Source organism: Pseudoalteromonas sp. RB2-MNA-CIBAN-0110 (assembly GCF_040309305.1).
GTDB lineage: Bacteria > Pseudomonadota > Gammaproteobacteria > Enterobacterales > Alteromonadaceae > Pseudoalteromonas > Pseudoalteromonas arctica.
Genome location: NZ_JBEOOQ010000034.1, coordinates 17,957 through 34,363 on the forward strand (window position 1 = coordinate 17,957; position 16,407 = coordinate 34,363).

A 16,407-nucleotide genomic window follows, 5' to 3' on the forward strand; every position below is an offset into this window, starting at 1 on the left:
CTATAAACTAACCTTAACTTTAAAGTGCTGTTACTAATTTCTTATACATATAAAAAATCGGCCAGAGTTGCCCCGTGACCGATTTTGTCAGCTTAAATTATTTATACGTTATTTTTGTACTTGTGCTTGTCCTGCGTCATCAAGTTCAGATGTTTTACCTGCCCATTGTGCATTCAAACCAAACACCACTTTATTTACTATTAATGCAAAAGCCACACATACAATCAGTGTAATTGGCATTAAGTGAATGTAATGAATATCAGTATGTAGTGGTGAGCTTGCAAATGTAAGCATGCCGTACATTACAACACCTAAAATTACTGCTGCAATACCCGCACGTGCATCAACATTTTTAAACAATAATCCCACTACAAAAATAGAGAATATAGGCATACTTAGTAAGCCATTTAATTGCTGTAGTAAGTTAATAATGCTATCTGCTTGCTGATAAATTGGTACAAGTACCAGTGTTAAGCTTGTTAGTAGCAATGTTACGTAACCACTTAGCTTTACAACACTTGGCTCTTTATTAAAGTAAGCTTCGTGAATGTCACACACATATAGTGCTGTAGCTGAATTTAATAAGCTGTTGTAAGTAGAGAGTACAGCTGCTGCCATTGCCGCTGCGAAAACACCGGTTAACCATGCTGGCATTACATCACCCACAATTCGACCATAAGCAGCGTCGCCAATATCGCCATAAAGTTTAAACGAAATAATACCCGGTAATACCACAATTGCAGGGACGATTAAAAAACGAATACCCGCAGCTGCAAATATACCTTTTTGCGCTTCTTTAACATTAGGCGCTGCCATTGCTCGCTGTGTGATTGTTTGGTTAGTACCCCAGTAATACATTTGAATAAAGATCATACCGGTTAAAAGTGTTGGCCACGGAATAGGTGAGTCAGCATCGCCTATGAGTGTTAAGCGCTCCTCAGGAATACCCGTAAAGTCATAATCAATCGCATTAAGTGCTAAAAACACGACTAAAACAGCCATGCCTAGTACAAGTATGCCATTGTAGGTATCCGATACCGCAACTGCTCGTAGGCCACCAAAAAACGCATAAACAGCACCAATAATGGCAAATGCGGTGGCGATATACATTAGCGGAATATCAACCTTAAACATGGTTTGCATAAATAGCGCGCCAGAATAAATAACCGCTGGCATATAAATAAGTGCATTACCTAAAAAGAATAAACCACCAATCACAGCGCGAATATGTTTGTTGTTATAGCGCTTTTCTAAAAGCTCTGTGGTCGTTGTACAGTTGTATTTGTAATAAACAGGAATGAACACTTTGGCTAAAATAATCAAACCTATAATTGCTGCAAGCTCCCACCAAACCAGTAAAGCCATTTGGTTACCATTCATACCTACAAGCTGATCAGTACTTAAATTAGTTAATGTGATTGAACCTGCAACAAACATCCAAGTAAGGCCACCGCCCGCTAAAAAATACTCTTTGGTTTGGCTTTGTCCGTTATTGCGATTTTGGCCTCGGCATTTCCAATAAGTAAGGCCACCAATTAAAGCGGTGACAAAAACAAAAACCACCAGCTGTAAAATGTTATCTGACATGTGTGTGTCTCCTGCGCGTTATGCGCAATGTCTGTGTAATAAAAAAGTGCACGCTACAGCGCGTGCGCATCTCGACTTAGTTCTAACTTAATCTGCTTTAAAGGCATAAGTTCGGGACGTTGGTTATGCAGCTTTACCAATGCATTTAACTGAAACAGAGAAATAAGCATACTGTTAAGTACACTCAAGTAACCTTGCTTGTGTAAGTTTGCAACGGTATCGCTATTTAATGTTTGCAGTTTGTCTTCATCAACGGTGCTCAAACCTTGAATAGTTTGGGTTTCGCCTTGCTCAAACTGCAATACAATATCTATGTTTTTAATGAGCCCTAACCGCGCAACTTCTTGGGTAAATTGATACGTTTGATAGTCATTTTTTAAGTCGCTTTCTAACAGTTTTTGCTGTGCACTTAAAAATAAACTCGGATTACCTTTAGCATCAAATAGTGCCTCACCTTGCTGCGTGTTTACGGCTGAGCTTTGATCATCAATCGCGATAAAATAATCGCTACTATTTGCTTCTCGGGTCATTAAATAAAGAGGCTGGGTTTGCATACATACCGGTGTGTAAAGTGCCTGCCATTGGTTGTTATTAACCAATAAACTTTGACCTGCACTAAAGCTGGTTAACGCTGATACTGTATAACTACCATTTTGTGTATTACGTGCTAAAAAAATAGGTAAGTCGCAGGCTGCTTTTGCTATTTCATTTGCTCTTAAATTAACTAAATGCTGCGTTTTTGCATATTCAACGGCTGCATTGGGGTTAATTTTTAATGTTTGGTGTTTGGTGTTTACTAGTTCACTAATAGCCATAGTTACACATCCTTAAACTGGGTTAGCTGCTAACCACTGCTCTATAAAAGCACGGTGAGGCGGCAAAGTTTGCAACATCTGCTGTGTAAGCTGGCTGTTACGTTCAATTATTTGTTTGGCTTGCACATGTTGTGAATACAAATATGCTTGTTTAGTAAAGTCAGGCTTAAAGCCCATACCGTACAAAACATACTGATAACTGGCAGCAGGGAATAACTCTAATGCGCCATGAAAATCTTGAATAAGCGGGCCACGGCTTCCCCAAAGAAGTAAATCTTCTTGCAGGGTTTGTGGAATAGTATTGGGCTGCACATGTGCTTGCCAGTAAGGTTCTGGGCGCTTGGTTAGCATGTAATGCAGCTTTAAAAAGTCGATAATACGCTGCCAGCGGTAGTCCATTTGCTCGTTAAAGCGTTTAGCTACAATAGACATTACTTGTGTATCTGCTGGCATATGCTCGGCTACAAAGCGTGCTGAAATTTCAACAAGCATAATAGCGGTTGCTTCAAGCGGTTCTACAAACCCTGCTGACATACCAATAGCAACACAGTTTTTATGCCAAAACTTTTCACGGTATCCTGATTCAAAGCTAATTTTACGGGCTGTTAAACCGTTTGCTGAATCGCCTAAATAGTCTCTTAGGTTTTGCTCTGCTTCATCGTCTGATAAAAATTTGCTTGAATAAACATGCCCTACACCTCGGCGGTGCGTTAAACCAATATCCCAAATCCATCCAGCGTTTTGCGCTGTTGCTATGGTGTGGCTAGCCAAAGACTCATCGCTTTCATCGTAAGGAACTTGCATAGCCAGTGCGCTGTCGTTAAATAGCACGTGGTCCATTTTTTTAAATGGTACGTTGAGCGCTTGGCCTAATAACAATGATGAAAAACCAGTACAGTCTATAAATAAATCGGCGTTTATAGTGTGGGTTTGGTCTTTTAGAGTAAGCTCATTTATTGCACCATCGTCATCAAGCTTTACCTGATCAACAGTACCAATAATATGCTCTACACCAAGCTTACTTTTACAATGCTGTTTAAGCATTTCGGCAAAAGCGCCTGCATCTAAGTGATAAGCGTAATTACAATTACCTTGATATTCACCTTGCGCTATACCTCTTGGGGCTAAGCTTGCTTCGCAAATATCATGTTGAAAATTTGTTTGCTGTGCAAAGTCTTCAACATTATCTAAATAAGGGGCTAAATCTATGCGGCCGTAGCCTAGCGGTACAGTAAATGGATGGTAGTAAAAGTCGTTGTTGCCGTGCGTCCAATTTACAAACTTCCCGCCTTGTTTGAAGGTAGCATTACAGGCTTTAAACACATCGACTTCACGCAAGCCTATTTGCTGAAGTGTGTTTTTCATCGTGGGCCAGGTACCTTCACCTACGCCAATAGTTGGAATGTCTGACGATTCAACCAACATCACTTTTAAGCCGTCACCATTTTGACCTTGGTGATACGAAGCTATAATTGCAGCGCTCAGCCATCCTGCTGTACCACCGCCAACTACCGCTACTGTTTTTATTGCTTTATTCATAATGGACTACTCTTTGAGTATTTTTGATAACGTTTTATACAACAAATGCCCGTTAGGGCATTTTGATTTAATGTGTATTCATTTTAGCCAATTAGGTTAACTAATATACATTACTGCTAAATTAACCTAATTGGTATTAGCACCTTGGTGCTGTAATGAAAACTAAGAGGCGAAAAATACGCCTCCATCATTAATTAAAACGATCCGCGAATACCAAACGCGTAACGTGAACCATTATCTTCTACTGAATAGATTTGGTTAGCGAAACGACCTGTTTGCACTAACTCTTCTTCAGTGATGTTGATGCCTTCAGCAAAAATAGTGAAGTTTTCGTTAATATCGTAGCTTGCACTAATATCCCACTGACCGTAAGTTTCTACGTTCACTGGTTCTCCGTTAAAGCCATTATCAACTAAGCGTAAAAAGCCTTCACGGTTATTAAATGCAACACGTGCTTGCCAGTTTTCTTGCTCATAGAAAAATATTAAGTTTTGTGAATCCCCAAGACCTTCTAGTGCAAATGTTTGTGTAGTATCGTCACCCACACTAATGTCGCTATTCACAACAGTTGCATTGGCAATAAAACCAAAGCCGTTTTCAAACATGTGAGTAACACCGACTTCAAAACCGGTTACAGTTGCAGACTCACCATTTTGAGGACGACTTACAGTGTAAACTTCTGAACTACCAATAAGTTCGTCATCTGTTTGGTCTGTACATGTAGTACACGCAAAATCAGGACCTGAACGGTCAGACATTTCGTATGTTTCTGCACCTGTTAGGGTAACAATAAAGTCATCTACTTCTTTACTAAATACTGCAAAGCTAAATAAGTTAGCGTCGTTGTAGTACCACTCGTAAGAAATATCCCAGTTTTCAGACTGGAATGGTTTAAGTGCTGGGTTACCACCACTTGCCGTTAAATTTTGACGACGTGGCTCGTTAAAGTTTGTCGCAGGAGATAGCTGAGACATCGTTGGGCGAGTGATACTGTCGTACGCTGCAAAGCGTAAAATCATGTTGTCTTGCAGCTCTAACTTAACATTGAAAGACGGTAATAAGTTTGAGTAGCTAGTGCCTTGCTCGATGTTCGTTGCAGGCCCAAAAACATTCTGAAACAATGTTGCGTCAGATGTTGGTATTACATCGCTAATAAAGCTTTGCACTGCTGCAACTTCAATATCAGTTTCAGAGTAACGCGCGCCCATATTAACAGTTACTGGCATATCAGCTAGGTCAAAACCAAGCGTAAAGTCCATATATAAGCTAGTGATGTCTTCGTTAATTGTATAACGGTTATTTTGTAGTGTTGGCTCTACAGGGAAGCCTTGATCAGCTAGGTAATCAAGCATTTTATCACCATCGTAGGTGTAGAATGTATCGATTAAGCCAGGGAAGTAATTGCTTGCTTGATATGCTTCAAAATCAATTGCATCAAGTGGTGCTTGTGTACCATAACCACAAAACTGACATTGACTACCAAAGATTTGAAAGCTTGATTTTTCACGCTCTTGGCGATAAGCACCAAAGTTAATGCGATCAACTGGGCCTTTATCTGGCACGTATTCAAAATCGGCTTTTACTTCAGTGATTTCATCTTCATCTGTAAATTGATTACCAATTTCGTTGTAATGAAGTCGCGCTAGACTTGGATCAGGCAATGAACCATTTTCAAAACCATCATGCTGTACAGTAGGAATGCTGCCTGTACCGTCAAAAGTATAGCTATTGATAACACCTACAACGTTAAAGCGATCTCTACCCGCACGGTCATTTTCGGCTGTTGAGCGAGATACATCAAATTTTGCTTTTAATGACTCGTTTACTTGCCAGTCAACGTTAATACCAAATGCTTTATTAGTTACATCACGTGAGTTACGTGTATGTGATACAAAATCACTTGCAGGGTCGCCACTTGGCGCGCCTAAGCCAACTTCTTGAGAGAAAGTTAAAAGAGTACCTGTTTCTGGATCAATCGTTGCACTACCTACGCGGTCTGGTTCAAACCAAGATGCTAAATCGCGTACTGTTGAATCAACTTCAAATTTTGAAATCATGCCATCAACAGTAATCGTAACATCGTCAGACGGTGCATATTGTAGTACTAAACTTGCGTTTGTACGCTCGCGGTCTTGCTCATCAACAACTTGATCCCAGTTACGTGGAATGTAGGCATTTTCAAACAATACACCATCCGTTGGATTAGAGATTGTTTGGCCACCGCGCCAACCAGCCGTTAAAATTTGGTTATTCTGAAGTTTACGTTGTTGATTAGTGATGGCAAAAAGCACACCTAGCTTGTCATCGTTAAACGTATTACTTATTAAGAATGATGTTGATGGAGATACTTCTTCAGAAAGGCTTTCGTACATACCTTTAACTGAACCTAAAATATGTAAACCGCCAAAATCAAAAGGACGTGCTGTAGTTACGTTAACCGTACCACCAATGCCGCCTTCTTGAAGCGTTGCTGTATTACTTTTATAAATATCAGCACCGGTGATTTGATCTGCAGCTAATACATCAAAGTTGAATTCACGCCCTGCACTGTCTGTCGCAATTTGACGACCATTAACAAGTACAGTATTAAATTGTGGACCAAAACCACGAATAGTTACCGCTTGGCCTTCACCACCACTACGGTCAATTGCTACACCTGTAATACGTTGCAGAGATTCTGCTACGTTTAAATCAGGAAATTTACCAAGATCTTCTGCTTTAATCCCGTCTGTAACAACATTAGATGCTTTTTTATCTAACATTGATGAACGTAAGCTGCTGCGGATACCCGTTACTGCGATAACTTCAACATCTTCATTTACTACTGTAGGCGTATTGCCTTCAGCGCCTTGAGCTGCAACGTTTCCGCTTGCCAATATGCCAGTAATAGCAATACTGATCGCGGTTTTCTTGTTGAACGATAACTTATTGTTAATTATCATTTTTTAAAAACTCCTGATTGTGTGTAGTCGTTGTGTCGTTGTGGTAGTGCATATAGTTTCAAATACTATTTATATTATAAATACTTTAAACCAGCAAAAAGTGCAACCTTTTCCTGAATTATGGATAGCATTTAATCACCGTATTTTTGCTTTTAATTTTCTTTAAATTAACATTTCAATGCTGTATTCACTCAGAAAAAGAGTAAATAATAACCTGTTCATAATCCTCTTCCGGTAATAAATTAGCTTTTGGAAAATTTTCACGATTTGGCGCATCTGGCCAATTTTGCGCTTCAAAACACAAAGCTTGCCGTGCTTTAAAAGGCGAACCAACAAAGTTTGCGGTATAAAGCTGCATGCCTGGCTGCGTACTTTTAAGGGTTAAACTAACGTTCGTGTGTGGCGAAGTTAATGTAGCCATCGTCTTTAAACTGCTGTCATCATTAAAAATATAGCAGTGATCAAAGCCATTTCCAGCTTCTAGTTGAGGATGAACGGCGCTTAAGGCCTCACCAACTTGAGCTGGCTTAGTAAAGTCAAAGCAGGTACCGGTGACTGATGCAGATTCATTAAGTGGAATACTAGTTGTATCAATAGGAAGATAGTAATTGGCATTAACTTGAACAAGGTGTTCATTAATTGATTCGCTACCATCAAGATTAAAATAGCAATGGTTAGTAAAGTTAACGAGCGTTTCTTTATTAGTTAGCGCTTTAAAGTGCAGAGTAAGCTCGCCGTTTTTAGCGCTAATCGTTTGCCAAACCTGCAACTCACCGGGGAAACCTTGTTCGCCGTCGGGCGAGCAATAATAAAGTTCAACTTCACTTTCAGTTTGTTTGGTTACTTGCCAAAGTACTTTATTAAAGCCTTTAACGCCGCCGTGCAGGCTATTAGGGCCGTTATTTGCTTCTAGTTGATACTGCGTACCAGATAAGTTAAAACGCCCCTTTGCAATGCGATTAGCGTATCGACCTACTGTAGCGCCTAAGTAAAATGGGTTTTCAAGATAGTATTGAGGATCATCGACGCTAAGCGTCATTTCTTGTTCTTTAAATTTAATGCTTTTTATTATTGCGCCAAATGGCAAAATTTCAGCTGTTAAATTTTGATCATCACTGAGTTGAATAACTTGTAAAGGTTGGTTATTGGCAATAGATGTCACACGCATTCTCCAATCAAATTACCGAATTAACATTTCCTGTTATAACGGCGCAACAATATATAATATAAATAGTATATAACTAGCGCTTGTAACTCAATCTAAATGCGTTAAAAAATCACGACAAAAATTTACAGCTGCCATTATTATTTACATAAGGCGAGTAAATTAAATACTTATTGTTTTTACCCCCCCCAAAAATCACACCTAATTAACTAACACATCAAAATAAATAAAAAGACAAATACAATCATAACCTTAAGAAAATCCAACCAATCGACATATGTTAAAGTTTTATTAAACCACTCTTTTATTTGGAAAATTTTCAGCCTTACTTTGTTTAGTTGATGTCTGCACCATTTAATCCAGCTTAATCGCTGCGTGTGCACTTTGTTTTTAGTATTTATAAACATTAACTGAGAGAAGAAAGGAATTATGATCCCATTTAGACTTAATAAGCTGAGTATATTAGTTGGCGCTGTATCTGGCACATTCATATTAGCAAGCAGCCCTATACATGCAGCTCAAAGTGATAAAGTTCAGCAGGAAATGGAAGCGATCACGGTAACAGGCTACCGCTCTAACCTAGCCCGTAGTAAAGAACTGAAAAGAAATGCGATTGGCTCGCAAGACAGCATATTAGCTGAAGACATTGGCGAATTCCCAGACGCTAACTTAGCTGAGTCATTACAGCGTGTACCGGGTGTGTCTATTTCGCGTGACTCAGGTGAAGGTCGTCAAATATCGCTACGTGGCTTGGGTCCTAATTTTACACGCACACGCTTAAATGGCATGGAAGCACTTTTTACGAGCGATTCAGGTATTGACCAACGTGGTGGTGCATCTCGCTCTCGAGATTTTGATTTCAGTATTTTTGCCTCAGAACTATTTAATCGCGTAGATGTGTATAAATCGTATGATGCGTCATTAGATGAGGGGGGTATTGCCGGTACTGTTGATTTACATACTGCAAAACCTTTTGATAATTCTGAAGAAGGGCTACAAGGTGCTGTAAGTGTAAAAGGTATTTATAATGATAGAACAGAGCATTCAGACCCTCGCTTTGCTGGTTTGTTATCAAATACTTGGGGGGATTTTGGTGCGCTCGTATCGGTTGCTTATTCTGAAGTAGATACAATTGAAGAAGGCTACCATGTGTGGTCTTGGAAACAAGCGAGCTTTGGTGATGATAATGTTGCAGATTCAGTTGACGGCGATATTAAAGACCGTTTGGTCAATGCCACGGGTAATGACCGTGTGTTTGTATCTCGCGCTAATAACATTGCATCTTGGGCTAATACACGTAAACGTACCGGTATTACCGCTGCATTTCAGTGGCAACCTTCTGATGCAATGTCTTTTGATTTGGATATTTTGTACGGAAAACTATCTAACGATCGCATTGAAAATCAATTATCAACAGCGGGCACAAACGCATTTACTGGCGATGTGACGGCAAATCAGTTACTCGTTGATGCAGCTATTGAAGGTGACGATTTAGTATACGCCTCATTTGAAGGTCTTGATTTACGTACCGAGTCAAAAGTAAGTTTTGGCGAAACTGATTTTCACCAAATATCACTCAGTGGTAATTTTGAACTAACCGATAAACTATACATGACAACCATGTTTGGTTTATCAAAATCTACTTTTGAGCAACCTATAAACGATAAAGTTTTTAGTGAATCTGTCGACCATGCGTTTTCTGTTGATTGGCGCAATGCTAAATATGGTCAAAATACTTACGACTTTGATATTACCGACGTTGACCAGTGGGCATTAATGCGAACTGATGTCCGTGAAGATGAAATAAGCAATGAATACAACACGTATCAAGTTGATTTTAATTACGAACTTAATGATGTTCATTCATTTAAGTTTGGTCTTCAGTCTAAAAACTATCAATCAGATGGCTTTGAACGCAGAGACCGTGTTGATTGGGAAAATGACCCAAATTCACCTGAAGCTGTTTTTCAAATAACAAATATCCCAATTTTACATGACTATGTTATTGCAAATAACCAAGCAACTTTTGAGCGTGTTGTTGCAACAGGTTTAATTTCTCGCGAGTTAGATGCCTCTCATAATCGCCCTGGTACTGTATATCAAATTGAAGAAGATACTATTGGGGTTTATGCACAGTACTTATGGAACACCGAAATAAGTAACTTCCCAATTAGAGGTAACTTAGGTTTGCGTTGGTACGAAACTGAACAAACATCGAGCGGGGAAGTTAATACTGGAGCAGGTTTTGAGCAAATTGAATTTAGTAAAACCTATTCTGATTTACTACCAAGCTTAAATGTTGTTGCTGATATTTCTGATAATTGGTTAGTCCGCTTTGGTGCAAATCGCAATATTTCTCGACCAAATTTAAATCAATTAAAAGCGGCTGGGCAAGTGGGTGTTGCAGATCAATTTATTAGTGCTGGTAACCCTAATTTAGAGCGTTTTGTCGCTGATTCATTCGAAACATCATTTGAGTTTTATGGTGATTCGTCAAGCTTGGCTATTGCATTATTCCATAAAGATATGGAGTCATTTATTGTCCAGCAATCAGTGACCCTACCTTATGAGCAAACGGGTTACCCTCTAGAGTTTTTAGATTTTGACCCGCGCGTAAATGCGCAATCTGAGTTTACCGTTTCACAACCTATAAATGGTGATTCTACAGATGTCACTGGTTTAGAAATTGCGTTTCAAATGGACTTTGATTTTTTACCAGAACCATTTAATTACTTAGGAATGCTCGGTAATGTAACCATTGCTGATGGCGAAACTATTTTATTTAACGAAGGTGAGCGCATCAGCGTTACTCCTCCTGGCTTATCTGAATTGTCTCACAATTTTACCCTTTATTATGAAACGCCGCGTTGGGGCATGCGTGTATCGAGCTCTTATCGTGATGAGTACATTACAGGCGAAGGCTCAGAGCAAAACATTGTTGCAGGATACGATGAAACAACGTTTGTTGATTTTAAATCGTTCATGAATATTACAGAGCAAGTAAAAATAACCTTTGAAGCAACAAATTTAACGGATGAAGCAATTCGCCAATTCCTTGATCACAGAACCCAATCTTACTCACAAAGTGGTCGTAATTTTGCGTTAGGTATATCGTATAAATTCTAGTTTAGTCCCTGTATTGGCTGCTGTAGCAGCCAATGCTTTTATTTATAAAAGGTATAACGATGAATAAAACAATTATAGCGGTGTCAATAATATGCAGCTTAACAACTGCAAAATACTGTGTAGCCAATGATTTTCATACGCAACCGAAGCTAAATAACCCCATTTCACAAGTGCTTAATTCTTTGGGTAGTAATTGCCAAGATTTTAAAGTAGATACACAAAGTGATCACGTATTTGAAATTAGTGATCATCACCAAGCATTCGAACTATCTCATAAATGGAGTAATGGCTCCCATACTGCTTTTATTGCACACTCAGAAACAAGTAGTGGTGATTTAGGTCAAATATTAACATTTAATGCAAGCAGTAATGCATTCAACAGCAATGATGAGATTAGTAGCAATAGCACATTAGCTCTACGCGATAAAATACGTATTTCTGAGCAACATCCATCTGGTATAGCCTGGCTTCCCGCTCCAAACAATGAAGATGAGGGCTATTTATTTATTGCCTCTGAAAACGAAATAAAAGTACGTGTCAGAAAATTTAATGCGACAACTGATTTAGGGCAAGCCGCTGAATTACAACAAACAGAGTTAAATAAAATTACCGATGTATGGCTTGCTCAAATAGATAACACAACATGGTTAATACTCCATCATATGGGAGAAGCTAAAGGGGTCGCTTATAAAGCTGATTCTGAGCGCTTGTTTCAATACAACACGCCACAAGAGGGCATTATAGATATAACTGCTTTTGAGCGAGTAAACACCTATAACACAGCAAAAAATACTGACTGTAACAGTGTTGGTCAAAATGCACAGCTAGTCCAAGACAGTAACAATAATTGGTTTGTCGTTCATTCTTATACCGGTGGTACTGTTTGCGGCGCTAACATTGGCGATAATCATGTGAATGCTTATCCGGTAAGTTTTAATAACAACACAGCTTTCAGCGTATCTACGTCAGCTCCTGCTGTGAAAACCATATTAGGCCGTGCCAATGGTCCAACAGATCCTGGCGCTGATGGTGCGAGCGGATTTAGAGTAAATGAGGGCGGGCAGTTAATTGCATATTTAGGTGCGCAATATGCTTATTCGTCTCTTTTTAATTGGAAATCTGCTTTGCGTGAATGTCGCTCAAGTAAATAAATTAACAGCTAGGTCACTATCTTTAGTTGCCTAGCCACTTAAATAAAAAGATAAAAATCATGCAAAAATATACTGTTTCATTCCTCATTAATTTATTATTGCTTTTAGTTTGCTGCCCATCAATTGCTGCAAATGACACATTTACTTTAGGTGTTATTGCCGATTGCCAATATGCAGAACAAGCCAATAAAGGTACTCGACACTATACATCTTGCCCTCAAAAGTTCAGCACTGCCGTTGAGCAATTTAATCAACTGCCTTTATCGGGTGTATTACATTTAGGCGACTTTATCGACCGTGAATTTAAAAGTTTTACTCCGTTAAATACAATATCGTCATCGCTTAACGCTCCCCTTTATCATGTATTAGGAAACCATGAATTCTCGGTAGATGATAAGTTTAAAATGCGCATAACTAACACTTTAAATATGCCATCGCGCTACTACAGTTTTGAAATAAACAACTGGCTCTTTATCGCATTAGATGGCAGCGATGTGAGCACTTACGCATGGCCTAAAAATAGTAAAAAACATCAACAAAATATGACCTTGTTTAACTCTCAATATAAAGGGCACGAAGATTGGAATGGCGCAATTGGTATAAAACAGCTTAAGTGGTTAGAAGAAAAGCTAAAAGTAGCGCAAGTAAAAGAACAACCTGTTGTACTACTGAGTCACTTCCCTATTTTTCCTGAGAACAACCATAACCTATGGAACGCGCAAGAAGTGCTAACCCTTATTAGCCAGTATTCAACCGTAAAAGCATGGTTTAATGGTCATAACCATGTAGGTAATTACGCAAAAAAAGACGGCATTCACTTTGTAACTTTTCATGCGATGCTTGATACCGATACAACTGCATTTAGCACTCTTGAATTTTCGCCAACCCAACTTAAAATTAATGGTCAAGGGAGGCAGCCTTCAATGGTTCTTCCCATTAAATAACCGCAATAAAACTAAGATAACCTATGGCTCTATATAATAACGCGTACAAGGAGAGGATTAGCGTGACTAGGGAACTTAGTCACGCATTTTTGGCACTTATGTAGCTATGCAATTGCTCAATAGCACTTTGCATTTGGCGGCTTATATCACCTAGGCTAAACCCTGTTGCCACTTTAATTTGTTGATATGTTTCACCATGAATTCGGCTACGTACTATAAGGTCTCGCTGCTTATCTGTAAGCGTATTCATCGCATCTGAAATATATTCAATTCGTAAATTCATGCTACATAGATCCTCAGGGCTACCTTGTGTACATAGTGGTTCATCAATATTATCGAGGGTGTCGTCTGACAAATATTGGGTATTTTTAAAACGAGAACGATAATTTAAACCAATGTTAATAGCTGAACGAAGCAGATAAGCTTTCGGAAACTCTATTTTATCAATATGCTGGTGCGACAACATATTACTAAATGCTTCCTGCACTAAATCTTCATGGTCGCTAAGGCTTGCCCCAAAAAAATCACGGACTCTACGATTTAGTTCACTGTTGTGCTCGATATATAATTTTTCAAAAAATGATTCGATAATCATAAAATAGCTTTAACAACCTCTTAGTTCAAAAAGTAAAAACAACTGTATTAGTCGTTATATTTAAGAGGATTAATCTAGCATTCAATTATGCTAAGAATATGACAAACCAAGCGTTTGTCACTAAAAGGTCATTTATTAGCTAAGTTACGACTCAGCAGTAATGTGCTCGTTAAGCGCTGCTTTTTCGTCAATGCTAAGCGCTTGTTTTGATTTAGCAACAAAGTCGTACCTCACCATCACAGCTTTGCCTATTGCGCAGCATTTATCGTGTTGCCATGCTTCTTGTCGAAGTGTGAAAGAGCTAGTGCCTATATGCTCTACAGAGGTTTTTACGGTCACTTCGTGGCCATAAAATAATTCGCCCACAAACGACACTTCAACTTTGGCGATAATCAATTTCCAATCATGTGGATTTAAGTCCGGTGTAAAAAACTTAAAAATAGGTCCACGTGCGACTTCAAACCATACAGGTAGTACGGTATTGTTAATGTGTCCGAGTGCATCTGTTTCGCTAAAGCGCGGCATCACTTTTTCAATAAACATAAAAATCCAATAATAATTATATAAAGGTAAACCATGACGGACTTTATACGCGTTGTTGATAACGCATTAAGCGATGAGTTTTGCGATGAATTTATTACCACATTCGCGCAAAGCCCGCATGTAAAACAAGGGGTAACATCGGGCGGTGTCGACTTAAAGAAAAAAGACAGTCACGACCTACACTTAAATAATCACCCCGAATATGCACAACAATTAAAACATATACAACAAACGACTGCACAGCATGTTTTTAAGTATGTTGAAGAGCATATTTTTATGATGATTGGGGCGTTTGGCTTAAAGGTCTATCACCCAAAAACAGGCGACGTTGTCGATTTAACCCAAGAGAATTTTGAAGAAGTGGGTAAACCGCAATTACCTTTGCTAGTTCAGCAAATTTTTAGACTTGGTAATATTCAAGCGCAAAAATATGAAGTAAACAAAGGTGGCTACCCTTACTGGCATAGTGAAGTTTACCCGCAGCTACAGCACAATGAAGCACTACATCGCGTGTTGTTATTTATGTTTTATTTAAACGATGTTGATGAAGGCGGTGAAACGGAGTTTTACTATCAAAACCGTAAAATCGCCCCTAAAAAAGGCACTATGGTAATAGCCCCAGGCTACTTTACACATACTCATAGAGGCAATAAGCCAGTATCAAACGATAAGTATATTTTAACATCGTGGGTGTTGTTTAATCGCGCAGAACAAATATATGGTGCGCCAAAGAGTTAGCGCACCAAAATCAGTATTATTTAACCGAGCAGTTCATCAAATAAATTAAACAACTGATCTAGCTCTTCAATGGTGTTGTAGTGCATACAACCAATGCGCACTACACCGCCTTTATCAAGCACATCTAATTGCTTGCACAAACCTTGCGCGTAAAAATTACCATCCCACACGCATATATGCTGTTTACCTAAAAATTCTGACACGGCGCGTGGCTCAAGCCCTTCAAAAATTAAAGCAAAAGTAGGTGTACGCTCATTTAAGCGATCAAAGTCATCAATACCAAACAACTTAATGCGTGGGTAGTTTACCAAGCGCGTTAAAAAGTGCTCACTAAGCGCCATTTCGTGTTGTTTAGTTTTAGCAAAAGCTATGCTTAACTTTTCGCGGCGTGAATGGCTATCGTCAAGTTCGCTAATTGCTGCAATGTAATCAACAGCAGCAATAAAGCCCGCCATAGCTTCAAAGCTTTGTGTGCCGGTTTCCCAGCGACCTGGTGCTACGTCTTTAGCTGGTTCTACTTTATAAGGCGTAAACCCGTCTAAATGTTCTTTTTTACCATAAACCATGCCTAAATGCGGGCCAAAAAACTTATATGCAGAGCAGGCTAAAAAATCGCAATCAAGTGCTTGCACGTCAACAAGCTCGTGTGGTGCATAATGTACTGCATCAACATAAACAAGTGCGCCTACAGCGTGAGCAAGCTCTACAATACGTTTAATATTGTTAATTGAACCTGTGGTATTTGACGCATACGTTACCGCTACGAGCTTAGTATTACTGTTTAATAGGCTTTCAAATTGCGCCATATCTAAGCTGCAATCAGCTTCGTTAATTAAGGCTGTGTTTACAACAACGCCTTTATCTTCTGCGGCTTGTTGCCACGACGATACATTTGAGAAATGATCGGCATTGGTTACAATTATTTCATCGCCAGCCTGCCAGTCACGTGAAATTGCACGGCTAAAGCTAAATGTTAGGCTGGTCATGTTTGGACCAAACACAATTTGTTGTGAGCTAGGTGCATTAAGTAAGTCAGCGGCGGCTTGGCGCGCATTAGCCATCAACTCAACCGTTTTATCACTAGAAAAAAACGCGCCACCTAAGTTCGAATTATAACGACCTAAATAAGCTGTCATCGCATTAAGCACCGATGTTGGTACCTGCGAGCCACCCGGTCCATCTAAAAATATTGGCGATTTACCATCAACGTTTTGCATTAATGCAGGAAACTGCTCACGTAATTGCGTTATGTTCATGCTTAT

General features: G+C 39.2%; 12 protein-coding genes. 4 read left to right on the forward strand and 8 right to left on the reverse strand.

Annotated elements, in window-relative coordinates; genetic code table 11:
- Positions 1 to 108: 108 nt before the first annotated feature.
- From AAEY68_RS15475 to AAEY68_RS15495, 5 genes are all read right to left on the reverse strand, one after another.
- Complete coding sequence (locus AAEY68_RS15475; protein ID WP_024593437.1) at positions 109 to 1,587, reverse strand: SLC5 family protein; 1,479 nt, start codon at positions 1,585 to 1,587, stop codon at positions 109 to 111.
- Between the two features lie 53 nt (positions 1,588 to 1,640).
- The gene (locus AAEY68_RS15480) at positions 1,641 to 2,402 is read right to left on the reverse strand and encodes a SapC family protein (RefSeq protein ID WP_010554817.1); all 762 of its coding nucleotides are present in this window, start codon (positions 2,400 to 2,402) and stop codon (positions 1,641 to 1,643) included.
- Positions 2,403 to 2,414: 12 nt separating this feature from the next.
- Positions 2,415 to 3,941 (reverse strand): tryptophan halogenase family protein, encoded by a 1,527-nt coding sequence (locus tag AAEY68_RS15485; protein ID WP_350586299.1) that lies wholly within the window; start codon positions 3,939 to 3,941, stop codon positions 2,415 to 2,417.
- A gap of 194 nt (positions 3,942 to 4,135) precedes the next feature.
- Positions 4,136 to 6,883: a TonB-dependent receptor gene (locus AAEY68_RS15490; RefSeq protein ID WP_024593438.1), complete on the reverse strand. Its 2,748-nt coding sequence runs from the start codon at positions 6,881 to 6,883 to the stop codon at positions 4,136 to 4,138.
- Between the two features lie 187 nt (positions 6,884 to 7,070).
- Positions 7,071 to 8,045, reverse strand: coding sequence for an aldose epimerase family protein (locus AAEY68_RS15495; RefSeq protein ID WP_350586301.1), 975 nt, complete (start codon positions 8,043 to 8,045; stop codon positions 7,071 to 7,073).
- A gap of 432 nt (positions 8,046 to 8,477) precedes the next feature.
- Between AAEY68_RS15495 and AAEY68_RS15500 the strand changes: the two genes are divergently transcribed.
- From AAEY68_RS15500 to AAEY68_RS15510, 3 genes are read left to right on the forward strand one after another with little or no spacing between them, the layout of a single operon-like run.
- Entirely contained in the window at positions 8,478 to 11,174 is a 2,697-nt protein-coding gene (locus AAEY68_RS15500) for a TonB-dependent receptor (RefSeq protein ID WP_350586303.1), read from the forward strand.
- 59 nt (positions 11,175 to 11,233) lie between these two features.
- Positions 11,234 to 12,325 (forward strand): hypothetical protein, encoded by a 1,092-nt coding sequence (locus tag AAEY68_RS15505; RefSeq protein ID WP_350586304.1) that lies wholly within the window; start codon positions 11,234 to 11,236, stop codon positions 12,323 to 12,325.
- Positions 12,326 to 12,384: 59 nt separating this feature from the next.
- Positions 12,385 to 13,269 (forward strand): metallophosphoesterase, encoded by an 885-nt coding sequence (locus AAEY68_RS15510; RefSeq protein ID WP_350586306.1) that lies wholly within the window; start codon positions 12,385 to 12,387, stop codon positions 13,267 to 13,269.
- A 79-nt stretch (positions 13,270 to 13,348) separates the two neighbouring features.
- On the opposite strand, the gene AAEY68_RS15515 is transcribed toward AAEY68_RS15510, so the two are convergent.
- A complete protein-coding gene (locus AAEY68_RS15515; protein WP_350586308.1) occupies positions 13,349 to 13,864 on the reverse strand; it encodes an RNA polymerase sigma factor in 516 nt (171 codons plus the stop codon).
- Positions 13,865 to 14,008: 144 nt separating this feature from the next.
- Positions 14,009 to 14,407, reverse strand: coding sequence for an acyl-CoA thioesterase (locus AAEY68_RS15520; RefSeq protein WP_010554810.1), 399 nt, complete (start codon positions 14,405 to 14,407; stop codon positions 14,009 to 14,011).
- 33 nt (positions 14,408 to 14,440) lie between these two features.
- Here AAEY68_RS15520 and AAEY68_RS15525 point away from each other — a divergent pair, with 33 nt between their 5' ends.
- A complete protein-coding gene (locus tag AAEY68_RS15525; RefSeq protein WP_024589548.1) occupies positions 14,441 to 15,145 on the forward strand; it encodes a 2OG-Fe(II) oxygenase in 705 nt (234 codons plus the stop codon).
- A 20-nt stretch (positions 15,146 to 15,165) separates the two neighbouring features.
- On the opposite strand, the gene AAEY68_RS15530 is transcribed toward AAEY68_RS15525, so the two are convergent.
- Complete coding sequence (locus tag AAEY68_RS15530; RefSeq protein ID WP_350586311.1) at positions 15,166 to 16,401, reverse strand: cysteine desulfurase-like protein; 1,236 nt, start codon at positions 16,399 to 16,401, stop codon at positions 15,166 to 15,168.
- Between the last annotated feature and the right edge of the window lie 6 nt (positions 16,402 to 16,407).